Annotated in this window: 20 protein-coding genes; 11 read left to right on the top strand and 9 right to left on the bottom strand. The window is 73.7% G+C overall.

Features of this window, described 5'->3' with window-relative positions; translation table 11 throughout:
* Window positions 1-77 precede the first annotated feature (77 nt).
* The 5 genes from ACFWJB_RS30610 to ACFWJB_RS30630 all read left to right on the top strand — a co-directional run bounded on the left by ACFWJB_RS30610 (window position 78) and on the right by ACFWJB_RS30630 (window position 5,414).
* Window positions 78-1,283, top strand: a complete 1,206-nt coding sequence (locus ACFWJB_RS30610) for an NAD(P)/FAD-dependent oxidoreductase (RefSeq protein WP_386926259.1) — start codon at window positions 78-80, stop codon at window positions 1,281-1,283.
* On the top strand, window positions 1,280-2,200 hold the full coding sequence (locus ACFWJB_RS30615) for an RNA polymerase sigma-70 factor (protein ID WP_386926261.1): 921 nt from the start codon (window positions 1,280-1,282) through the stop codon (window positions 2,198-2,200). The genes ACFWJB_RS30610 and ACFWJB_RS30615 overlap by 4 nt, the downstream gene beginning before the upstream one ends.
* A gap of 192 nt (window positions 2,201-2,392) precedes the next feature.
* Window positions 2,393-4,321, top strand: a complete 1,929-nt coding sequence (locus tag ACFWJB_RS30620; RefSeq protein ID WP_386926263.1) for an FUSC family protein — start codon at window positions 2,393-2,395, stop codon at window positions 4,319-4,321.
* A gap of 62 nt (window positions 4,322-4,383) precedes the next feature.
* On the top strand, window positions 4,384-5,073 hold the full coding sequence (locus ACFWJB_RS30625; RefSeq protein ID WP_386926265.1) for a DUF899 domain-containing protein: 690 nt from the start codon (window positions 4,384-4,386) through the stop codon (window positions 5,071-5,073).
* Between the two features lie 155 nt (window positions 5,074-5,228).
* Window positions 5,229-5,414, top strand: coding sequence for a hypothetical protein (locus ACFWJB_RS30630; protein WP_385463895.1), 186 nt, complete (start codon window positions 5,229-5,231; stop codon window positions 5,412-5,414).
* A gap of 35 nt (window positions 5,415-5,449) precedes the next feature.
* Here ACFWJB_RS30630 and ACFWJB_RS30635 read toward each other — a convergent pair whose 3' ends face one another.
* The 3 genes from ACFWJB_RS30635 to ACFWJB_RS30645 form a co-directional block, all read right to left on the bottom strand.
* Window positions 5,450-7,315: an ABC transporter ATP-binding protein gene (locus ACFWJB_RS30635; RefSeq protein WP_385463951.1), complete on the bottom strand. Its 1,866-nt coding sequence runs from the start codon at window positions 7,313-7,315 to the stop codon at window positions 5,450-5,452.
* A 394-nt stretch (window positions 7,316-7,709) separates the two neighbouring features.
* The gene (locus tag ACFWJB_RS30640) at window positions 7,710-8,150 is read right to left on the bottom strand and encodes a hypothetical protein (RefSeq protein ID WP_385463948.1); all 441 of its coding nucleotides are present in this window, start codon (window positions 8,148-8,150) and stop codon (window positions 7,710-7,712) included.
* Window positions 8,147-8,788: an ATP-binding protein gene (locus ACFWJB_RS30645; protein WP_386926267.1), complete on the bottom strand. Its 642-nt coding sequence runs from the start codon at window positions 8,786-8,788 to the stop codon at window positions 8,147-8,149. Before ACFWJB_RS30645 ends, ACFWJB_RS30640 begins: the two co-directional genes overlap by 4 nt.
* 278 nt (window positions 8,789-9,066) lie before the next feature.
* Between ACFWJB_RS30645 and ACFWJB_RS30650 the strand changes: the two genes are divergently transcribed.
* The 3 genes from ACFWJB_RS30650 to ACFWJB_RS30660 all read left to right on the top strand — a co-directional run bounded on the left by ACFWJB_RS30650 (window position 9,067) and on the right by ACFWJB_RS30660 (window position 11,098).
* Window positions 9,067-9,927 carry a helix-turn-helix transcriptional regulator gene (locus tag ACFWJB_RS30650; RefSeq protein ID WP_385463890.1) on the top strand — a complete coding sequence of 287 codons (861 nt, stop codon included), beginning with the start codon at window positions 9,067-9,069 and terminating at the stop codon, window positions 9,925-9,927.
* The gene (locus ACFWJB_RS30655; protein WP_161168324.1) at window positions 9,928-10,203 is read left to right on the top strand and encodes a DUF397 domain-containing protein; all 276 of its coding nucleotides are present in this window, start codon (window positions 9,928-9,930) and stop codon (window positions 10,201-10,203) included.
* A 91-nt stretch (window positions 10,204-10,294) separates the two neighbouring features.
* Window positions 10,295-11,098, top strand: coding sequence for an SAM-dependent methyltransferase (locus ACFWJB_RS30660; RefSeq protein WP_386926270.1), 804 nt, complete (start codon window positions 10,295-10,297; stop codon window positions 11,096-11,098).
* Between the two features lie 42 nt (window positions 11,099-11,140).
* Here ACFWJB_RS30660 and ACFWJB_RS30665 read toward each other — a convergent pair whose 3' ends face one another.
* Both ACFWJB_RS30665 and ACFWJB_RS30670 read right to left on the bottom strand, forming a co-directional pair.
* Window positions 11,141-12,631: a glutamate synthase subunit beta gene (locus ACFWJB_RS30665; protein ID WP_386926272.1), complete on the bottom strand. Its 1,491-nt coding sequence runs from the start codon at window positions 12,629-12,631 to the stop codon at window positions 11,141-11,143.
* Window positions 12,632-12,810: 179 nt separating this feature from the next.
* Window positions 12,811-13,290: a DUF1772 domain-containing protein gene (locus ACFWJB_RS30670; RefSeq protein ID WP_386926274.1), complete on the bottom strand. Its 480-nt coding sequence runs from the start codon at window positions 13,288-13,290 to the stop codon at window positions 12,811-12,813.
* Window positions 13,291-13,465: 175 nt separating this feature from the next.
* Between ACFWJB_RS30670 and ACFWJB_RS30675 the strand changes: the two genes are divergently transcribed.
* Window positions 13,466-14,098 (top strand): uridine kinase, encoded by a 633-nt coding sequence (locus ACFWJB_RS30675; RefSeq protein WP_385463879.1) that lies wholly within the window; start codon window positions 13,466-13,468, stop codon window positions 14,096-14,098.
* A gap of 116 nt (window positions 14,099-14,214) precedes the next feature.
* Here the strand turns inward: ACFWJB_RS30675 and ACFWJB_RS30680 are convergent, their stop codons facing one another.
* The 4 genes from ACFWJB_RS30680 to ACFWJB_RS30695 form a co-directional block, all read right to left on the bottom strand.
* The gene (locus ACFWJB_RS30680; RefSeq protein ID WP_386926276.1) at window positions 14,215-15,138 is read right to left on the bottom strand and encodes a carbohydrate kinase family protein; all 924 of its coding nucleotides are present in this window, start codon (window positions 15,136-15,138) and stop codon (window positions 14,215-14,217) included.
* Window positions 15,135-16,043 (bottom strand): pseudouridine-5'-phosphate glycosidase, encoded by a 909-nt coding sequence (locus tag ACFWJB_RS30685; protein ID WP_386926278.1) that lies wholly within the window; start codon window positions 16,041-16,043, stop codon window positions 15,135-15,137. Before ACFWJB_RS30685 ends, ACFWJB_RS30680 begins: the two co-directional genes overlap by 4 nt.
* An 83-nt stretch (window positions 16,044-16,126) precedes the next feature.
* The gene (locus ACFWJB_RS30690; protein ID WP_385463871.1) at window positions 16,127-16,681 is read right to left on the bottom strand and encodes a methylated-DNA--[protein]-cysteine S-methyltransferase; all 555 of its coding nucleotides are present in this window, start codon (window positions 16,679-16,681) and stop codon (window positions 16,127-16,129) included.
* A 73-nt stretch (window positions 16,682-16,754) separates the two neighbouring features.
* Complete coding sequence (locus tag ACFWJB_RS30695; RefSeq protein WP_385463868.1) at window positions 16,755-17,645, bottom strand: glycerophosphodiester phosphodiesterase; 891 nt, start codon at window positions 17,643-17,645, stop codon at window positions 16,755-16,757.
* 280 nt (window positions 17,646-17,925) lie between these two features.
* On the opposite strand from ACFWJB_RS30695, the gene ACFWJB_RS30700 reads away from it, so the two are divergent.
* Window positions 17,926-18,804 (top strand): MHYT domain-containing protein, encoded by an 879-nt coding sequence (locus ACFWJB_RS30700; RefSeq protein ID WP_385463866.1) that lies wholly within the window; start codon window positions 17,926-17,928, stop codon window positions 18,802-18,804.
* A gap of 40 nt (window positions 18,805-18,844) precedes the next feature.
* Window positions 18,845-20,983 carry an excinuclease ABC subunit UvrB gene (gene uvrB / locus ACFWJB_RS30705; protein WP_385463863.1) on the top strand — a complete coding sequence of 713 codons (2,139 nt, stop codon included), beginning with the start codon at window positions 18,845-18,847 and terminating at the stop codon, window positions 20,981-20,983.
* Window positions 20,984-21,109: the final 126 nt, after the last annotated feature.

Genomic DNA, 21,109 nt, shown 5'->3' on the forward strand with positions numbered 1-21,109 from the left:
ACATCCCGGCCGTGTCACGTTCGGGCCGCCTGCTTCCATCCGGTGGGTGTCGGCAAGTTGGCCAAGGAGGACGAACGATGAGCGCACGACAGGGGACCGGCACGGCGACCGCGCACCGCGTGGTGATCCTGGGGGCGGGATACGCGGGCATGGCCGCGGCCATCCAGCTCGCGGCCCGGACGAAGCGACGCGAGGACGTGCGGGTGACCGTGGTGAACTCGCGGGAGCGCTTCACCGAGCGCATGCGGCTGCACATGGCGGCGACCGGGCAGCGGCTCGCCGAGCTGGACGTCCCGGAGCTGCTGGAGGGCACGGGCACGCAGTTCGTGCGCGGCTGGGTGACGGCGGTGGACGCGGACGCGAGGACCGTGCGGATCGACGACGACCGGGTCCTGCCCTACGACACGCTGGTGTACGCGCTGGGCGGCGTCGCCGACACCGCCGCCGTGCCGGGGGCCGAGGACCACGCGTACACGCTGGGCGGCGCACAGGACGCCGAGCTGCTGGCCGACCGGCTGGCACGGCTCGGCCACGGCACGGTGGTGGTCGCGGGCAGCGGGCTGACCGGCATCGAGTCGGCCGCGGAGATCGCCGAGCGGCACCCGGAGTCGAAGGTCGTGCTGCTCGGCAGGGAGGAGCCCGGCGCGGCCATGACCCCGAGGGCGAAGGCGTATGTGCACGCCGCGCTCGACCGGCTGGGCGTCCGGGTGCGCGCCGGCGTCGAGGTGGTGAAGGTGCTGCCCGACGCGGTCGAGCTGGCGGGCGGGGAGAGCGTCGCGGCCGACGCGGTCCTGTGGACGAGCGGCACGCGGGCCCAGCCGCTCGCGGCCGCCGCCGGGCTGACCGTCGACGCTCACGGACGCATCGTCACCGACGCCGCGCTGCGGTCGGTGTCCCACCCCGACGTGTACGCGATCGGCGACGCGGCCGCGATCCGCCAGGGCTACGGCGTCATGCACGGCACCTGCCAGGGCGGCATGCCGACCGGGGTGCACGCCGCGCTGTCGATCGACCGGGTGCTCAGGGGCAGGCAGCCCAAGCCGTTCCGCTTCGGCTACTACCACACGCCGGTGAGCCTGGGACGCGGCGACGCCGTGGTGCAGTTCACACGGCCCGACGACAGTCCGCGCCGGTTCTGCCTGACCGGGCGCATGGCCGTCCGGTACAAGGAGACCGTGACCGCCTCGCCCTGGCCGACCTACGGCCGCATGAAGAAGATGCCCGCCTCGGGCGCGTTCTGGCCCCGCGGGGGCCGCTTCACCCGGAGCGGGGAGGGCAGGTGACCGGCCTCTCCGCCGACCCCGGCCAGCAGGTCTTCCACCAGCACCGGCGACTGCTGTTCTCCGTGGCCTACCGCCTCCTCGGCAGCGCGGCGGACGCCGAGGACACGGTCCAGGACGCCTGGATCAAGTGGTCCGCCGCGGACCGGTCGCAGGTGGCCGACCCCAAGGCGTACCTGACCCGGATCGTCTCCAACCTGGCGCTGGAACGGCTGCGTTCCACCCGGCACAAGCGGGAGACCTACGTGGGGCCGTGGCTGCCGGAGCCCATCCTCACCGGCGGGGACGCCTCCGAGGCCGTCATGGACGCCGAGTCGGTGTCGATGGCCATGCTGGTGGTGCTGGAGACGCTCAGCCCGCTGGAACGCGCGGTGTTCGTGCTGAAGGAGGTCTTCGACTTCAGCCACGCCGAGATCGCCGAGGCGGTGGAGCGTTCCGAGGTCGCGGTGCGGCAGGCCGCGCACCGCGCCCGCGAGCACGTGCGGGCCCGGCGCCCGCGCTTCGCCGCCGACCGCTCGCGTCAGCGCGATGCCACGGAGCGGTTCTTCGCCGCCGCGACCGGCGGGGACGTCAACGCCCTGATGGAACTGCTCTCCCCGGACGTCACCCTGTGGACCGACGGCGGCGGCAAGGTCCGCCAGGCCCTGCGCCCGGTGGTGGGCGCGGCCACGGTGGCCGCCTGGTTCGCGGCCATCGGCACCGTCACCTACCAGGGCGTCGAGCCCGCCGACATGAAGGCCGAACTCGTCGGGATCAACGGCGGGCCGGGCGTGGTGTTCAGCGGACCGGATCGCGTGATCGCCACCGTCACCTTCGACTTCGGCCCCGACGGCCGTATCACCGCCATCCACAACGTGGCCAACCCGGACAAACTCCAGGCCGTCGCCGACGGCACGGCCTACGACGTCCGTACGCGGTGAGCGCCGCCACCGCGCGCCGCCGCGGAGCCCCGGCTCCCGGCGGCGGGCCGGCGTCCGTCACCTCGCGGAAACGCGCCCGTTTCCGCCCCCTCACGAACCGCCCGTACTCTTGACAGCGCACGCCACAGCCCGGCCACCGTCGCCCGAAGGCTCACCTCCGCCCTCGCCCCGACGACAGGAGCCCCGCGCCCCGTGCCCCGCACCGCCCGCCCCGCCGTCCTCGCGCTCCCGCCCTGGCTCGCCCACGCCCTGAACGCCCAGCGCGGGCCCGTGCCCTGGAGCGCGGTCACACGGGGCGCACTGGCCGGCGGGCCGCTGCTGCTCGCCGCCCTCCTCGCCGGGCGGACCTCCCTCGGCGTCGTCGCCGCCATCGCCGCCCTGCTCGCCGGCATCAACGACCGGCCGGGCAGTCGCCGTACGTCCGTCAGGCGGATCGGCGTCCCGGCGCTCGCGGGGGCGGCCGGGCTGCTGGGCGGCACCTTCGCGGGGCAGCACCTCGGGCCCGTCCCGCTGACCCTGGCGCTGACCGCGCTCGGAGTGGTCGCCGGAGGCGTCAGCGCCGCCGGAACCGTCGCGTCCGGGACCGGGACGCAGGTGATGGTCACCACCGCCGTGGGCGCCGGCATGCCGATGCCCGACCCCGGGTGGCAGAGCGTCCTCGCCTTCCTCGCCGGCGCCGGATGGCTGCTCACGCTGCGGCTGATCCTGCCCACACCCGGCTCCTTCGCCCGCGACGCGCGCCTCGACTTCCGCTTCGACGGGGAGCGCGCGGCCGTCGCCGACGCGTACGACGCCGTCGCCGCGCTGCTGGAGGCGGCGGGCACCGAACACGCCGGTGCCCGTCGGGCGGCGCTCACCGCCGCCCTCGACCAGGCGCAGGACGCGCTCGCCGGGCCCAGGCTGCGGCGCCACCCCTCCTCCTCGGCCGAACGCCGGCTGCACGCGCAGTACGCCGCCGCGCTGCCCCTCGGCGAGGCCGCGACCGCGCTCGCCTGGTCGGAGCACCCCGTGCCCGCCCGGGCCGCCGAAGGCCCCCGGCGGCTCGCAGCGGCCGTCCGCGGCAACACCCCCACCGGGCCGCTGCCCGCCCCCGCCCGCACCGAACCCGCCCTGCGGGCCCTCGACGACGCCCTCCTGCACGCGGCCGAGGCCTTCGACCGGGGCAGCGGCCGGGACCTGCACACCCGCAGCCGGCCGCTCACCTCCGTTGCGCGCACCGTCCTCGGCGCCGCCGGCCGGGAGTACGGACTGCGCGCCGGTCTGTGCTTCGGGGCCGGCGCCGCCGTCGGCCAGGTCCTGCACCAGGGGCACTGGTACGGGTCGCACCAGCACTGGTACTGGCTGCCCGCCACCGTCGTCTTCCTGGTCAAGCCCGACCTGGGCCCGCTGGTGTCCCGCGTGCTGTGCCGGGTGGCCGGCACCGTCCTCGGGGCGCTCGTCTTCGCCGCGTTCGCCGCCGTGCTGCCCCGGCCGGAGGGGTTGGTCGCGCTCGTCGTCCTCAGCGGGGCGCTCGTGCCCGTCGCCGCCCGGCACTTCGCCGCCCAGACCGCCGTCGTCACCGTCCTCGTCCTCGCCCTGGTGATGACCGGCGGCGAACCCCAGGCCGCGCTCAGCCGCATCGCGGAGACCCTGCTGGCCTGCGCGATCGTCCTGATCGTCGGGCATCTGCCGATGCCGGGGCAGCGCGGCGGCACGGTCCGCGCCCGGCTCGAGGCGGCGGGCGGCGCCGCACACGCCTACCTCGCCCACGTACTGAGCGAGTCCGACGACCGCGCCGCCCGGTGGAGGCTGCGCCGGGAGGCCTACCGCACGCTCGCCGAGGCCCGCACCGCCGTCGCCCTCGCCGCCGCCGAGCTGCCGGCGCTCGCCCGGCACTCCGCGGGCGCGGACGAGGTCGCCGCCGTCCTGGAACGGCTCGTCGACACCACCACCGCGTGTGCCGTGCACCTCGACGACAGCGGCCGCCTCACACCCCGGCTCGCCGAGCGGCTCGCCGAGCTGCGCGACGAACTGGCCGAACGGCGCGAACGCGCGGGGCTGCGCCTGCCGGAGCTGCCGGTCGCCGGGCAGCCGCCGCACCGGAGCGCCGGTCCGGAAAGAAATCCCACCGCACCGCGATGAGTTCCGCGCCTCCCACCGGTCAGCACCCCCGACGGACCGTTGCACAGGAGGAGCTGGAGCCCATGTCGCTTCCCGAGATCGTCTCGCGCGAGGACTGGCGCGCGGCGCGCGCGGCCTTACTGGCCCAGGAGAAGGCGGCCACCCGAGCGCGGGACGCGCTCAACGCCGAGCGGCGCTCACTGCCCATGGTGGAGATCGACAAGGAGTACGTCTTCGAGGGCGGCGACGGCAAGGCCACCCTGCTCGACCTCTTCGAGGGGCGCGCCCAGCTCATCGTCCACCACTTCATGTTCGCGCCCGAGTGGAACGCCGGGTGCCGAAGTTGCTCGGCGTTCCTCGACCAGATCGGGCACCTGGCGCACCTGAGGGCACGCGGCACGTCCTTCGCGGCGGTGTCCCGCGCGCCGTACCCGAGGATCCTGCCCTTCAAGGCGCGGATGGGCTGGACCCTGCCCTGGTACTCGTCGTACCTCAGCGACTTCAACACCGACTTCGAGGCGACCCTGGAGCACGAGGGGGAACTCGGCGAGCGGCCGGGCCTCAGCTGCTTCCTGCGGGACCGGGACCGGGTCTTCCACACCTACTCGACGTACGAACGCGGCCTCGACGGGCTCGGCTCGACCACCAGTCTCCTCGACCTGACCGCGCTCGGCCGGCAGGAGCGGTGGGAGCGGCCGGAGGGGCGCGCGTCGGCTCTCGGGGCGCCCGCGGGCAGCGACCGGATCCGCTACCACGACGAGTACGACGACTGACACGCAGCGTCGCGAAGGGGCCCGGACGGACGAGACGGCGCTCACACTTTGCGGTGAACGAGTGTCAACTTAGTCTCAGTACCATCACTTCACGAGGTGTTCGCTCCATGGTTGGCGTTTAACTCTACGAGTACAGCGCTACATGGAGGTGCAGGGTGAACGGGCGAACGGTGCTCGAGCGCTTTCCCGCCGGCGGGCCGCGCGGTTCCTGGCCGGCGGAGGAGTTCGCGCACGCGCGGCGTCTGGAGGGCCTGCCCGCCGAGGTCGTCATGGACCTCGCCTCGGACATGTTCCTGGTCGTCGTCCGCGGCGGCGGGACCACCGGTGACGCGGCCGCGTGACGGCGGACGGCCGGCACACCGGGTGAACGGCGGGATCAGCCCGCCCCGGGTGCGGGCACCGGCGCCTGCGTGAACTGCTCCGCCTGGAGCGAGTACAGCTCGGCGTAGACCCCGCCCGTGGCGAGCAGCTCGTCCGGTGTCCCGGACTCCACCAGCCTGCCCTGGTCGAGGACGTGCACCAGGTCCGCGTGGCGCACGGACGCCAGCCGGTGGGTGATCAGGACGACCGTCTGTCCACTGCCGGCCAGGGCGCGGATCTTCTCGAAGACCTCCAGTTCGGCCCGGGCGTCCAGGGCGGCCGTCGGCTCGTCCACGATGAGGATCCGGCCGCGCCGGTACGCGGCCCGGGCGATCCCGATCCGCTGCCACTGTCCGCCGGACAGCTCGTGGCCGCCGCTGAAGTTGCGGGCCAGCAGGGTGTCCAGGCCGCGGGGCAGGTCCGCGACCACCTCCTCGGCCCCGGCCTCGGCGACCGCGTCGGCCACGCGGTCGTCGCCCAGCGGTACGGAGGAGCGGCCCACCGCGACGTTCACCCGGGCGGTGAACGGCCAGCGCTTGAAGTCCTGGGCGACCATCGCGACGCGTTCGGCGAGCGCGTGCCGGTCCGCGGTCGCCGCGTCGACGCCGTCCCACGTGATGCGGCCACCGTCCGGGGTGTACAGCCCGGCGAGCAGTTTGACCAGGGTCGACTTGCCCGAGCCGTTCTCGCCGACCAGCGCGATGATCCGGCCCAGCGGCAGCGAGAGCGTGACGTCGTCGAGCGCGGGGCGGGTGGCGTCACCCGGGTAGCGGAACGTGACGTTCTCGAACCGGACCTCCTTCGCGTCCTCCGGCAGCGCGGTGCCGCCGACGGGGATGGCCCGGCCGGCCGCCTCCACGTGCAGCCGCTCCAGGTCGCCGACGAACAGGGCCTCCTCGTGCAGCGCGTTCAGCTCCACGACGAGCGTGCCGAGGCTCTGCGAGCCCGTGCGGATCGCGATGACGGCCGTACCCGCCACCGACAGGGCCATCGCGCCGCCCAGCAGCAGCCCGCCGAGGGTCGCGTACGTCGCGGCCGTCGCCAGGCCGGTCCACGCCGCCGCGATCAGTCCCGTACGGGCCGCCAGCCGGGCCAGCCGGGCCTGCTCCGCCTCGGCGGTCTCCGACATCGCGCGGAAGTGCCGCAGCAGGAAGGGGCCGACGCCGTGCACCCGGATCTCGGGGGCCGCCGCCGGTTCGATGAGCAGGCCGGCCAGCAGCCGTCCCGCCCGCTCGTGCTGCACCCAGGCGTGGAAGGACTCGTACCGGCGGCGGGCCAGGGTCAGTGCGCTCCAGGCGCTCGGCAGCGTCATCGTCACCAGCAGCGGCAGCAGCGCCGGGTGCAGCACGGTCAGCACACCGGCCGCGGCGACGAGCGAGATCATCGCGTTCACCACGCGCGTGCCGTACATGATCATGCGTCGTGCGGAGGCCGCGCCGTACTGGGCGGTGTCCAGCAGCTTGTGGAAGGCGTGGTCCTCGATGGCGGCCAGCTCCACGGCCGCCGCCCGCTCCAGATAGCGTTCGGTGGCCACCCGCTCCACCTTGGGTTCCAGCCGCCCGGTCGCGTACGTCGAGGCCGCCCGCAGCAGCGCCGCGACCAGCATCACGGCGGCCACGGTGACCAGTGCGGGGACGGTTCCGCGCAGTCGCTCCCCGATCGGGCCGGCGGCCATCAGCCCGGCCAGCGCGCTGTTGACGGCGAGGAGGCTGACCGCCTGGGCCATGCCCCGGCCCACCTCGGCCGCCAGCACGGTCCGCGCCGCCTGCGGATCGGCCTGCCGGGCGAGCCGCAGACTGGACAGCAGCAGGGACGGCAACCGGGTCACCATGGCCCGGAACCCCAGCTCCAGGAACGCGTCCGCGTGCTGGCTCCAGCCCATGTCGTAGCGCAGGGGCCCGCCGAAGAGCAGCCGCTCCGACTCCGACACCCCGGCCGGCTCCGCGCCGCCCCTCTTCCCCACCGTGAGCCCCCGTTCGTGGACGAAGGGCCACTATCGCGGGGGCGGGCTCACCGCGGGCAGGGCGCGAGCGGGGGAGACCGGAGCGCGCGGGCGCATGCCGGACCGGCCGGAGCGGTCGGGGGCGTGCCGGGACGCACGAGGGGGAGTGGGAGGCTCGGAAGGGAGCGCGGAGCGACGGCACGGGGGCCGGCGGCGCGTGAGGGCGCGGAAGGACGGGACCGGGCGGGAGCCGTGCGCGGGAGGGCGCGGAGGCGCGCGCGGAGCACGAGGGCCCGGGCGGCGGGCGGGGGGACGGCGCGGAGCGTCCCGGCGGCTACGCGCTCACCCGCGACCACGTCGGCGTCGTGTCCGTGAGGCGGCACAGCGCCAGGTAGAGCGGGATGGGCGGGGTGTAGGGGACCGTGCCGTCCGGCCGGTGGATCAGGCCGGGAAAACCGGGGGTGCCGGGGGTGTCGGGGACGACCGCGCCGGTGGCGTACCGCGCCGGGGCGGGCCACTCCAGGGCGTAGTCGGAGTCCGACGGGACGATCCACCACCAGTGGGCGTCGTCGGCGTAGACGCATCCCACGCGGGGCAGCCGGGGCAGCACCAGCGGGCCGAGCCGCGCCGGCACCGTCACGGCGTCGCAGCCCAGCGGGGCCGTCATGCCGTCGGGCACGGGCAGTCGCCGGGGGCTCCCGGGCTCGAGCAGCGCGCGCTGCAGACGGACCAGGGTGTCCAGTCCGAGCGGGCGGACGCCGGACGAAGCCCTCATAGCCATGCGGTCCCCGTTCCACGGCGTGCCTCTGGGTGGTGTGCTTCCGCCTCGTCCTCGTCGCCGGTGCCGTCGGCGGGCCCGGGCTTCGGGCGGGCGCCCCAGCCCAGGTCGTCGCGGGGTTCGGCGGGGTCGTGCGGTGCGCTGGTGCCGCGCGGCAGTTCGGCCCAGACCAGCAGGCCGGGCCCGTGCTCGTGGGCGCCCCAGGCGTCGCACAGGGCGTCGACGAGGAGGAGTCCCCGGCCGTGCTCGTCGTCGGGCCGCCGGCCGTCCGACGGGTGCGGCTGGCCGGGCGCGCATCCTTCGTCGCGCACGGCTATGCGCACCAGCTCGTCGCCGTCGTGCAGCTCGCACACGACGTACCGGCTCGCGGTGTGCACGATCGCGTTGGTCACCAGCTCGGAGACCACCAGGGCCGCGGTGTCACAGGTGTCCTCGCACACCGACCAGCCGTTCAGCCGGGCCCGTGTCAGGCGTCTGGCCTGCGCGGGAGAACCCGGGTGTGCGGCCAGCTCGAAACGGAACCGGCGCTCGGCAGCGGCGGCCCCCGCGGGGCCGGCTCCCATGGCGGCGCCGAGGCCCCGGGGGGCCGCGACGGCGTCTGTTCCTAAGGGCGCGGACGGAATCACGCTTGCCACTATCGCCCCGCCGTGAACACTTGGCAAGTGTCACTCTGAAAAGTGCAGAGTGCTGTGTGACGGTCTGGACGGCCGTGGCACACTGCTTCGCAACAGCACGTCGAGCGGCGCCACTTCAGATCACCGAAGGTCTGCCCGGACTTTCGAAAAGGTCTTCGAATGGCGCCGCCGGGCTGTCCGCACACACGGCGGCCCGCCTCGTCGACGATCACGGGATCGCCGGGTCCGGGGATCACCCGTGCACGGAACGGTTCAGGAATCAGCGTGGAGGTGGGGCGGTGAGCGAGCCGCGGTCGGCGCCGACGGTCGGCCAGGTCGTCCTCGGCCGGCGCCTGCTGGACCTGCGCGAACGCGCGGGGCTCAAGCGCGAGGAGGCCGCCCGCATCCTGCGCGTGGCCCCCGCGACGGTCCGCCGCATGGAGATGGCCGAGGTCGGCCTCAAGATCCCGTACCTCCAGCTGCTGCTGAAGGCCTACGGCATCGGGGACGAGGAGGCCGAGGTCTTCGTCCAGCTGGCCGAGGACGCCAACAAGCCCGGATGGTGGCAGCGCTTCCACGACATCCTGCCGGGCTGGTTCTCCATGTACGTCAGTCTGGAGGGCGCGGCCGCGCTGATCCGCTCCTACGAACCCCACTTCGTCCCGGGGCTGCTGCAGACCGAGGACTACGCGCGCGGCGTGCTCCGGTCGGGCGCCATCGGCCAGACCCGGCCCGAGGACATCGAGCGCCACGTCGCCCTGCGCATGCAACGCCAGGACCTCCTCACCCGTGAGGACGCGCCCCGGCTGTGGGTCGTCATGGACGAGACCGCGCTGCGCCGCCCGGTCGGCGGCCCGGAGGTGATGCGCGGCCAGATCGACAAGCTGCTCGACGCCACGAAGCTGCCCCACGTGACGCTGCAGATCGCCCCGTTCGCCAACGGGCCGCACCCCGGCACGTACGGGCCCTTCGTGCTGTTCCGATTCGCCGTGCCGGAACTTCCCGACATGGTCTACAGCGAGTACCTGACCGGCGCCGTCTACCTCGACGCGCGCACCGAGGTGGCGACCCACCTCGAGGTCATGGACCGCATGGCGGCGCAGGCCGCCACGGCACATCGCACGAAGGAGATCCTCCGGGATCTCCGCAAGGAGTTGTGAATGAACCGCATCAAGTCCCAGCCATCGCCACGCGGCCGCGCCGAGCGGATCTACAACGGCATGCCCGCCCGCGAACTGGGCAGCGAGGGCTGGCACAAGCCGTGGAGCGGCGGCAACGGCGGCAACTGCCTGGAGGCGATGAAGCTCGCCGACGGCCGGATCGCCGTACGGCAGTCCACCGATCCCGACGGACCGGCGCTGATCTACACCTCCGCCGAGATGACGGCCTTCATCGAGGGAGCGAAGGCGGGAGAGGCGGACTTCCTGCTGTCCTGAATCGCACGGCCCTGTTGTTGCTTGTTCTTAAGCTGTTTGGCACTGAGTCGATCACCGATTGCTGCGAAAACTTCACACCTTGGAGCGCGCCATGACCGGGCAGCCCCCTGCCGGCATCGACACGAGCAGGCCGCATCCCGCGCGGATGTACGACTGGTATCTCGGCGGCAAGGACAACTACCCGGTCGACGAGGAGATGGGCCGGCAGATGCTCGCCCTGGACCCGAGGGTGCCGGTGATGGCACGGGTCAACCGCGCCTTCATGCACCGGGCCACGCGCTGGCTGGCCCGCCACGGCGTACGGCAGTTCCTGGACGTCGGCACCGGCATCCCCACCGAGCCCAACCTCCACCAGGTCGCCCAGGAGACCGTGCCCGACGCCCGCGTCGTCTACTGCGACAACGACCCGATCGTGCTGGCCCACGCGGCGGCCCTGCTGCGCGGCACGCCCGAGGGGGCGACCGAGTACCTCGCGGCCGACGTGCGGGACCCCGACGCCGTCCTGGACGGCGCCAGGAAGATCCTGGACTTGGACGAGCCCGTGGCGCTGTCGCTGGTCGCGCTGCTGCACTTCGTCTCCGACGAGGACGGCGCCCACGACCTGGTCGGCCGGCTGCTGGCGGCGCTGCCCTCCGGCAGTCATCTGGTGATGACCCACGCCACGGCCGACTTCACGCCCGAGGAGTCGCGGGCGGCCACCGAGAAGCTCAGGGCCGCCGGCGTCACCCTGGCCCTGCGCTCGCGCGAGGAGTTCGCCCGCTTCTTCGAGGGCCTCGACCTGGTCGAACCGGGCGTCGAGGTGCCCCACCTGTGGCACCCGGAGCTGGGCGAGCCGGTCGCCGGGCAGGACGACGGGGTCATCCCGGGATACGGGGCGGTGGCCCGCAAGCCGTGACCGGGGGCAGGGCGGCCCGCCCGAGTGCGGGGGCGGCCGGTTTCAGGCCGTCATCGGCCGGTCGTACGGCCCGATGGGCGCCGGCAGACGCGTGCTGCCGCCCGACAGGTGGCGGTCGACGGCGGCCGCCACCGCCCGCCCCTCGGCTATCGCCCACACGATGAGCGACTGCCCGCGGGCGGCGTCCCCGGCGGCGAACACCCCGGGAACGTTGGTGGCGAAGTCCCGGTCCCGGACGATCGTGCCCCGGGGCGCCAGCTCCAGCCCCAGTCCGTCGACGAGCCCGTCCGTCCGGTCCGGCCCGGCGAAGCCGAGGGCGAGCAGCACCAGGTCGGCGGGGAGCGCCCGCTCGGTACCGGGCAGCGGACGCCGCCCGGCGTCCACCCCGACCAGGTGCAGCCGTCGCACGTGCCCCTCCGCGTCGCCGGTGAGGCGGAGCGTGGACGCCGCGAACAGCCGCGCGTCCGCGTCGGCGGCCGGCGCCGACCGCAGATGACGTGCCTCCTCGTGCGCGACCGACAGCCGGTAGAGCTTCGGGTACGTCGGCCAGGGCTCGGCCTCCTCGTCGCGTGCCGCGCCCGGCTGGGCGTAGATGTCCAGCTGGGTCACGGACGCGGCCCCTTCCCGCACCGCCGTGCCGAGGCAGTCCGCGCCCGTGTCGCCCCCGCCGACGATGACGACGTGCCGGCCGGCGGCGGACAGCGGGGAGGCCTCCAGGTCCCCCTCGCACACGCGGTTGGCCAGCGGCAGGTACTCCATCGCCTGGTGCACCCCGGCCAGCTCCCGGCCCGGCACGGGCAGTTCGCGCCAGGCGGTCGCCCCGACGGCGATCACGAGCGCGTCGTAGCGGGTCCGCAGCTCGGCGGCGTCGGGGTCCCGCCCGACCGCCGCCGACGTACGGAACTTCGTCCCCTCGGCCCGCATCTGGTCGATGCGCCGCTCCAGATGACGCTTTTCCATCTTGAACGCGGGGATGCCGTACCGCATGAGCCCGCCGATCCGGTCGGCCCGCTCGTAGACGGCGACCGTGTGCCCGGCCCGGGTCAGCTGCTGGGCGGCCGCGAGACCGGCGGGTCCCGACCCGATCACCGCCACCGTCCGCCCGGACAGCCGGTCCGGCGGGCGCGGGGAGGTGAAGCCCTCCTCCCAGGCCCGGTCGGCGATGGCGCACTCGACGTTCTTGATGGTGACCGCCGGCTGGTTGATGGCGAGCACACACCCCGCCTCGCACGGCGCCGGGCACAACCGGCCCGTGAACTCGGGGAAGTTGTTCGTGGCGTGCAACCGGTCGCTCGCCGCCCGCCAGTCCGAGCGCGCGACCAGCTCGTTCCACTCCGGGATCAGGTTGCCGAGCGGGCAGGCCTCGTGGCAGAAGGGCACACCGCAGTCCATGCACCGGTTGGCCTGCGGACCGATCAGGGGGAGCAGCGCGCCCGGGACGTACACCTCGTCCCAGTCCCGCACGCGTTCCCCGGCGGGCCTGCGGGGCCAGTCCTCGCGGGGCGTGGTCAGGAATCCCTTGGGGTCGGCCATGGCCGTCTTCCTTGCGTGCGGGCTGGCAGGCCGGGCGTCGCCGAACAACGCTCTCGCCGTCACCCTACGTCCGGCCGCAGCCGCCCGCAGGGCACCGCACGGGCCTCTTCCCCGGCCCTGCGGCGACCGCCCGTCCGTCCTCCGCGCGCAGCCGCCGCGGGCCCGGCGGCGGCTCGCGCTCAGGCGAGGGCCAGCACGTACGCCACCGCCGCGGCGGCGGAGGTGCCCGTACGGACGTGGTTCCACGCGGTCCACTCGCGCACGTAGCCGGGCCACCGGCCGGCCGCCTCCGCCGAGGCCGGTTCCAGGCGGAGCAGCGCCTCGTTGCGCGGTACGTTCGCGGCCACGGTGACCCCGAACGACCCGATCAGGTACAGCGCGCTGCCCAGCAGCAGCTCCACCGCGCCCTCGTCCGGCCACCGCACGAACGTCACCACCGCGATCACCGCGGACAGCACCGTCGTGCCGAGGAACACGAGCATGAACGCCGGGCGCACCGCGGCCCTGTTGATCGCGTTCATCGCCGCGACGCCCTGGGCGGGCGGCAGCGCGGCGAGACCCCGCATGACGAACGTCGAGAAGGCGCAGAAGACCCCGGCCGCCAGACCGGTCCCGAGCACCCCCAGTACCGCCAGCACGAAGTACGGCCCGTCGATCATGTCGCGTCCACTCCCACCCGTCGGACCGGTGCCCCGCCGGCACCGGCTGTCGTCGATCGCCCCCAGTCAACTCCCGCACGAGCACGGTGACCACGGCCGGACGGCGCGGGATCACGCGGGGGCGTCCGGACGGGCCGCCACGCGTGCCGGACGGCCGACGGCGCATCATGGGCACGTGCGACTGGAAGCGATCACCTGGGACCGGCTCGGCGACCGGCTCGCCGAGCGCCTGCTCGACCTGGAGCCGGCCGACGGCAGCCCCTGGCAGCGCGTCGCCTTCGACGGCGCGCCCGCCGCCCGCCCCGGCGACCTCGCCGAACGGGTCGGCGAGGCGCTGCGCCTGCGCGGCCGCCCCTCCCTCACCGTCGGGACGGAGGGCTTCCTGCGTCCCGCCTCCGTCCGCCTGGAGTACGGACGGCAGGACGTCGAGACCTACTACAACGGCTGGCACGACACCGGCGCCCTGTGGCGTGAGGTCTTCGACCCCCTCGGTCCCGGCGGGGACGGGCGGGTGCTGCCCGACCTGTGGGACCCGGTGACCGACCGGGCCACCCGCAGTCCCTACGTCCACCTCCCGGCGGGCGGCGTGCTGCTGTTGCACGGGCCCTTCCTGCTGCGTCACTGGTTCCCCCTCGATCTCAGCGTCCACCTCGTCCTCACCCCGGGCGCCCTGCGCCGCCGCACGCCCGAGACCGAGCACTGGACCCTCCCGGCCTTCGACCGCTACGCGGAGGAGGCCGACCCCGCCGCCACCGCCGACGTGCTGGTGCGCGCCGACGACCCGCGCCACCCGGCGTGGAACGGCTGACCGGACGGCATCCCCGAGTTCCGCCGGCCGTCGTGCCGCCGTCCCCGGGGCCAGTCTGCCGGGTCCGAGCGAACGGCGTCCCGGGCGCCCGGGCGCCCGACGCGGCGGGCCGTCGGTCAGGCGTCGAACCCGGCTCGCGGAGGTCTCCCGCCCACCCGCTCGACCGCCGCCGCTCCCGCCCGGCACCCCTGCGCCACCGCCTCCTCGGGCGACGCACCCGCGACCAGCGCGGCGAGGAACGCGCCCGTGAAGGCGTCACCGGCGCCAGTACTGTCCCGCGGAGACGCCGGGACGGCCGGGAGCCGCGCGCACACGGCACCGGACCGGGCCACCAGGGCCCCCTCTGCGCCCTGCTTGACGATCACCAGCGGAACGTGCCGGCTCAGCTCGGCAGCGGCGTCCGCGGCGTCCGGCATCCCGGTGAGCAGGCACGCCTCGTCCCGGCTGGGCAGCAGGACGTCGACCCCCTCGACCAGCCCCAGGAAACGGCCGGCGCCCAGGGCCGTCAGGAAGCCCGCCGACGCCGGATCCAGGCTCACCGGCACCCCCCGCGCATGTGCCGCGGCCAGCGCTACCGCCACCAGGGCGCGGCTCGGCTCCGAGAAGAGGAGGTAACCCGACAGGTGCAGACGCGCGACGCCGTCGAGCAGCGTGTCCGACCAGTCACCGGGCTGCGCCCGCAGCGACGCCCCGCTGTCGGTGAGGAACGTCCGTTCGGCCGAGGCACCCGTGTCGACCAGGCAGACGACCGTCCCCGTCGGCGCCGACCGGTCGACGACCAGGAGGGGCCGCACCCCGTGCGCCAGCAGCTCCCGCTCGTGCCAGTCCGAGGAGTCCGCGCCGACCCGCCCCAGCAGCCGCACGTCCCCGCACCCCTCGTACGCGGCCCAGCAGGCCACGTTGGCCCCCGCACCGCCGGGCAGCCGCCGGATCGACGCGGCCGTGTCCGTCCCGGCGGCGAGCGGCCCCCGGTGCCGGGCGACGACATCGGTGACGACGTCCCCGACGACCAGCAGCCCGCCGCCCGCCGCGGCGGTCACGCCCCGGTCCACGCCGCCGCGACCCGTGCCGCCAGCCGAACGTTGCCGCGCACCGCCGCCAGGTTGGCGCTCAGCGACGCGCCGTCCGTGTGCCGCACCAGGTGGTCCAGCAGGAACGGCGTGACCGCCTGGCCCGTGACGCTCTCCTGCGCGCACGCGCGCAGCGCGTCGGCGAGCACGCGCGCGTGCAGCGCGGGGTCGAGCTGCTCCTCCGGGGCGACGGGATTGGCGACGACGAGCGCCGACTCCGGCCCGCCGAGCGCGTCCTGCGCCCGCATCACCGCCGCCACCTGCTCCGGGGTGCGCAGCGTCCAGTCCACCGGATGCCCCGAGTCGGACAGATAGAAGCCGGGGAAGCGGTCCGTGCCGTACCCGGCCACCGCGACGCCCAGCGTCTCCAGCCGCTGCAGGGTCGCCGGCACGTCGAGGATGGACTTCACGCCCGCGCACACCACCGTGATCCGGGTGCGCGCCAGCAGACCGAGGTCGGCCGACTCGTCCTGTGTCACGGTCCACTCCCGGTGCACCCCGCCGAGCCCGCCGGTCGCGAAGACGCGCACCCCCGCCCGGGCGGCCAGCAGCGCGGTCGCCGACACCGTGGTCGCGCCGCTCGCCCCGGCGGCCAGCGCGAGCGGCAGATCGCGGTGGCCCAGCTTGCGGATGCCGTCCTCGGTCGCGACCCGCTCCAGCCGCTCCTCGTCCAGGCCGACATGGGGCCGCCCGTCCAGCACGGCGATCGTCGCCGGTACGCCGCCCTCCTGCCGCACGGCGGCCTCCAGCTCCCGGGCCACCAGCAGATTCCGCGGGCGCGGCAGCCCGTGCGCGATGATCGTGGACTCCAGGGCCACCACGGGGCGACGCCCGGCGATCGCCTCCCGTACCTCTTCCGACACCACCAGCACCACGCGCCTGCCTCCCCAGTCCGTCGGTTCTCCCTCATCCCTGGCGGGCGGGGCACCGGGTCAAACCAGGGGAACGGCGGCCCGGCTCAGAACAGCGGCTCGGGGAGCACACCCTCCAGCGCGAGCAACCGCCGCTTGGTGTCCACGCCGCCGCCGAACCCGCCGATGCCGCCGTCGCTCCCCACGACCCGGTGGCACGGCACGACGACCGGCAGCGGATTGGCCCCCATCGCCGCGCCCACCGCCTGGGCGGCCCCGGGCTGTCCCACACGCCCGGCCAGATCGCCGTAGCCCACGACCGAGCCGTACGGCACGCCGGACGCCAGCTCCCGCAGCACCTGCCGGTTGAAGCCCGATATCAGCGACCAGTCCAGGGGCAGCTCGAAGTCGTGCCGCTCGCCCGCGAAGTACGCCTCCACCTGCCGCGCCGCCTCGGCCAGCAGCGGGGAACCGGGCGCCTCGACGGGCCGGGTGCCCAGCCGGGACGCGAGCCGCTCCAGCGCCCGGTCGCGCACGGCGTCCGTGGCGTGGAACACGACGTTGACCAGTCCCGTCCGGCTCGCGGCCAGCAGCAGCGGACCGATGCCGGTGCCGACGACGGTCCACACCACCTGCTGCTCGTCCTGCCCATGGCTGTCCATGCGCCCACCGTACGGCCCGCCACCGACAACGCCCGGGGCGCGGACGCGGACGCCCGCCCCGAGCGTCGTGGGATCACAGCCCGGCGGAGTCCGCCGCCTCGCCCACCGCGTCCCGCACCACGTCGGGCTTGTTGGTGATGACGCCGTCCACCTCGTAGCCGGCCACCCGCCGGGCGGTGTCCGCGTCGTCGACCGTCCAGGTGAAGACCTCCATGACCCTGCCGTGCGGCCCGGTGAAGGTGTGGACGGTGGCGACGTAGCTCTGGGAGATCGAGCCGTAGGAGGGGTTGATCTGGTCGGTGAACTTCGCGTACTCGGGCAGGTCCGCCACGGCCGGGGTGCCGAGGAACCCGGTCTTGACGGCGGGCTTGAGGCCGTGGACGGTCCGGATGCTGTCCGCGTCGAAGCTCTGGACGACCAGCCGGCCCGCCACGTGCCGCCGGTCGAGCCACCCCTCGTTGGCGAGAGCCTTCAGGGTCTGGCGCTCGATCCCCGGGTAGAGCCCCGGGCTCTTGAGTTCCAGCAGCAGCTTCTGGTGGTGGAGCTCCACGCGTCGCACGTACTGCTCCAGCGTCGGCACGCGCGCGCCCGCGTACGCGGGGCCGAACCAGCTTCCGGCGTCCAGACGGGCGATCTCGGCGGCGGTGAAGTCCTTCACCTTCCAGGGTGCGCGGTCGGGGAAGACCTCCTCGACGTCGGTGGTGCGCTGCAGGCTGTCGTCGTGGATGACGACGAGTTCGCCGTCCTTGGTGCGCTGGACGTCGTTCTCCACCCAGCGGATGCCGAGCTCGGCCGCCTTGTCGACGGCGGCCAGCGTGTTCTCCGGCGCGTAGGCGGAGGCGCCCCGGTGGGCGACGACCGTCGGCGCGTCGCCGCTGTCCGGCGTGTCTGCGTGGGAACTGGGAGCCATGAGGACGACCCCCACGAGCGCGGTGGTCAGGACGGCAACTGCGCGCGCGTGCATGCGTACTCCTCGCGTCGAGCGTTCACGGACAGCACCACTGTGACAGCAGAGCGTCAACGAGAGATGGGTGCAGAATGGCCACAGGCTGAATGGGAGTTGCTCAACTCCGCTCACCGGGGCGGCACAACTGGGGCAAGGCCGTGATTCTTTGCCGGAGAATCGTTCGTCCGTTCCGGTGGGAGTCATACTCTCTGCCTCGGCCCTGACCGTTTGTACGGTCCTGGGAAGGGCGCGCAATCAGGGCATTCCGGGACACAAAAGGGCGGAAGGGCAGCCGCACATGCACGACACGGTCGACGGCTTCAGCTACGGACTCGTCACACCGCTGGTGGCTTACCTCATGGCCTGCCTGGGCGGCGCCCTCGGTCTGCGCTGCACCACCAGATCGATACTTGTCACCCGATCGTGGCGTCCGGCATGGCTGGCCCTCGGCTCGGCGGCGATCGGCTCCGGGATATGGACCATGCACTTCATCGCGATGATGGGGTTCACGATCGAGCACACGCCGATCCGCTACGACTGGACGATGACGTTCGCGAGCCTCGCCGTCGCCATCCTCATGGTGGGCGTGGGCGTCTTCATCGTCGGCTACCGGGGCGCGCGGGGGACGGCCCTGTTCACCGGGGGCACGATCACCGGCCTGGGGATCGCCTCGATGCACTACCTGGGAATGGCCGGTATGCGGCTGGACGGGCAGCTGGAGTACAACACGCTCACCGTGTCCGCGTCCGTCGCCATCGCCATGGCCGCCGCCACCGCGGCCCTGTGGGCGGCCGGGCAGGTCCGGGGATTCCTCTGGAGCGTGGGCGCCAGCCTCGTGATGGGCCTCGCAGTCACCGGCATGCACTACACCGGCATGGCCGCGCTCGACGTGCACCTGCACGGCACGGCCGTCCCCTCCTCCGGCGGCTCACCGGCCGAGCTGCTCGCCCCCATGCTGATCGGGCCCCTCGCCTTCCTCCTCCTCGCCGGCGTCGTGGTGCTCCTCGACCCGCTGATGATCATGGGGCGGCCGGCCGGGGTGCCCCTCGAGCACAAGCCGGGCATCCCCGCCCACCCCGAGTTCCCGCCCCGGGCCCACCGCCCGGCGCACCACCCCGCGCACCACACCCGCCGCCACCTCGCCCACCGGCGCCCCCGCACCCCGCAGAACCGCTGATCCGGACCGGTTGTCAGTGCGGGGTCGTACGGTGGATCCCATGCGGCCCGTTTCTCAGATCGAACGCACGGTGGCGCCCTTCGAGGTCGTCAGTCCCTACCAGCCGAGCGGCGACCAGCCGACGGCCATCGCCGACCTCGCCCGGCGCATCGAAGCAGGCGAGAAGGACGTCGTGCTGCTCGGCGCGACCGGCACCGGCAAGTCCGCCACCACCGCGTGGATGATCGAGAAGCTCCAGCGCCCCACCCTCGTGATGGCGCCGAACAAGACACTGGCCGCCCAGCTGGCGAACGAGTTCCGGGAGCTCCTGCCGAACAACGCCGTCGAGTACTTCGTCTCGTACTACGACTACTACCAGCCCGAGGCCTACGTCCCGCAGTCGGACACGTACATCGAGAAGGACTCCTCGATCAACGAGGAGGTGGAGCGGCTGCGCCACTCCGCGACCAACTCGCTGCTCACCCGCCGCGACGTCGTCGTGGTCGCCTCGGTCTCCTGCATCTACGGTCTCGGCACCCCGCAGGAGTACGTCGACCGCATGGTCCCCCTCCGCGTCGGCGACGAGCACGACCGGGACGAGCTGCTGCGCCGCTTCGTGGACATCCAGTACACGCGCAACGACATGGCCTTCGCCCGCGGCACCTTCCGTGTCCGCGGCGACACCATCGAGATCTTCCCGGTCTACGAGGAGCTCGCCGTCCGCATCGAGATGTTCGGCGACGAGATCGAGGCCCTGTCCACGCTGCACCCGGTCACCGGCGAGATCATCAGCGACGACCAGCAGCTGTACGTGTTCCCGGCCTCGCACTACGTCGCGGGCCCCGAGCGCATGGAGCGCGCGGTCAACGACATCGAGAAGGAGCTGGCCGAGCGCCTGACCGAGCTGGAGAAGCAGGGCAAGCTCCTGGAGGCCCAGCGTCTGCGGATGCGCACGACGTACGACCTCGAGATGCTCCGCCAGATCGGCAGCTGCTCCGGCGTCGAGAACTACTCGATGCACTTCGACGGCCGCTTGCCCGGCTCGCCGCCCAACACCCTGCTGGACTACTTCCCGGACGACTTCCTGCTCGTCATCGACGAGTCGCACGTCACGGTGCCGCAGATCGGCGCCATGTACGAGGGCGACGCCTCCCGCAAGCGGACCCTGGTCGACCACGGGTTCCGACTGCCCTCCGCCCTCGACAACCGCCCGCTGAAGTGGGAGGAGTTCCAGGGGCGCATCGGGCAGACGGTGTACCTGTCGGCGACCCCCGGCACCTACGAGCTCTCCCGCTCGGACGGCGCCGTCGAGCAGATCATCCGCCCCACCGGACTCATCGACCCCGAGGTCGTCGTCAAGCCCACCGAGGGCCAGATCGACGACCTGGTGCACGAGATCCGTCAGCGGACCGAGAAGGACGAGCGCGTCCTTGTCACCACGCTCACCAAGAAGATGGCCGAGGACCTCACCGACTACTTCCTGGAGCTCGGCATCCAGGTCCGCTACCTGCACAGCGACGTCGACACGCTGCGCCGCGTGGAGCTGCTGCGCGAGCTGCGCGCCGGCGAGTACGACGTCCTGGTCGGCATCAACCTCCTGCGCGAGGGCCTCGACCTGCCCGAGGTCTCCCTGGTGGCCATCCTCGACGCCGACAAGGAGGGCTTCCTGCGCTCAGGCACCTCCCTGATCCAGACCATCGGCCGCGCGGCGCGCAACGTCTCCGGCCAGGTCCACATGTACGCCGACAAGATCACCCCGGCGATGGAGAAGGCCATCGACGAGACCAACCGCCGCCGGGAGAAGCAGATCGCCTACAACACGGCGAACGGCATCGATCCGCAGCCCCTCCGCAAGAAGATCAACGACATCGTGGCGCAGATCGCCCGCGAGGACGTCGACACCGAGCAGCTCCTCGGCTCGGGCTACCGCCAGTCGAAGGACGGCAAGGCCGCCAAGGCCCCCGTGCCCGCCCTCGGCGGCAAGGCGGCGGCCGGCGCCAAGGCGGCCAAGGGCAGGAAGACCGAGGCGGCGCCCACCGACCGCCCCGCGGCGGAGCTCGCCGAGCAGATCGAGGACCTCACCACCCGCATGCGGGCCGCCGCCGCGGACCTCCAGTTCGAGATCGCGGCCCGTCTGCGCGACGAGGTCTCCGAGATGAAGAAGGAGCTGCGCCAGATGAAGGAGGCCGGTCTGGCCTGACGGCCCGTCCGGCACGCGGTGTGTTGCAAGACCGACACAAAGTGCGGACCTGGGTACGGCACTGTCGGTGGCTCTGCGTAGGGTTCTGGTCAACCGCGGGCGCCGCGGCAACAGGGGACAGTTCGT

This window comes from Streptomyces sp. NPDC127100, from assembly GCF_042724095.1.
Taxonomy (GTDB): Bacteria; Actinomycetota; Actinomycetes; order Streptomycetales; family Streptomycetaceae; genus Streptomyces.

Coding starts and splice junctions, on each gene's coding strand:
- ACFWJB_RS30610 (WP_386926259.1), top strand. CDS start 78: ATGAGCGCACGACAGGGGACCGGCACGGCGACCGCGCACCGCGTGGTG.
- ACFWJB_RS30625 (WP_386926265.1), top strand. CDS start 4,384: ATGTCGCTTCCCGAGATCGTCTCGCGCGAGGACTGGCGCGCGGCGCGC.
- ACFWJB_RS30635 (WP_385463951.1), bottom strand. CDS start 7,315: ATGGGCTGGAGCCAGCACGCGGACGCGTTCCTGGAGCTGGGGTTCCGG.
- ACFWJB_RS30640 (WP_385463948.1), bottom strand. CDS start 8,150: ATGAGGGCTTCGTCCGGCGTCCGCCCGCTCGGACTGGACACCCTGGTC.
- ACFWJB_RS30655 (WP_161168324.1), top strand. CDS start 9,928: ATGAACCGCATCAAGTCCCAGCCATCGCCACGCGGCCGCGCCGAGCGG.
- ACFWJB_RS30660 (WP_386926270.1), top strand. CDS start 10,295: ATGACCGGGCAGCCCCCTGCCGGCATCGACACGAGCAGGCCGCATCCC.
- ACFWJB_RS30665 (WP_386926272.1), bottom strand. CDS start 12,631: ATGGCCGACCCCAAGGGATTCCTGACCACGCCCCGCGAGGACTGGCCC.
- ACFWJB_RS30670 (WP_386926274.1), bottom strand. CDS start 13,290: ATGATCGACGGGCCGTACTTCGTGCTGGCGGTACTGGGGGTGCTCGGG.
- ACFWJB_RS30690 (WP_385463871.1), bottom strand. CDS start 16,681: ATGGACAGCCATGGGCAGGACGAGCAGCAGGTGGTGTGGACCGTCGTC.
- ACFWJB_RS30695 (WP_385463868.1), bottom strand. CDS start 17,645: ATGCACGCGCGCGCAGTTGCCGTCCTGACCACCGCGCTCGTGGGGGTC.
- ACFWJB_RS30700 (WP_385463866.1), top strand. CDS start 17,926: ATGCACGACACGGTCGACGGCTTCAGCTACGGACTCGTCACACCGCTG.
- uvrB (WP_385463863.1), top strand. CDS start 18,845: ATGCGGCCCGTTTCTCAGATCGAACGCACGGTGGCGCCCTTCGAGGTC.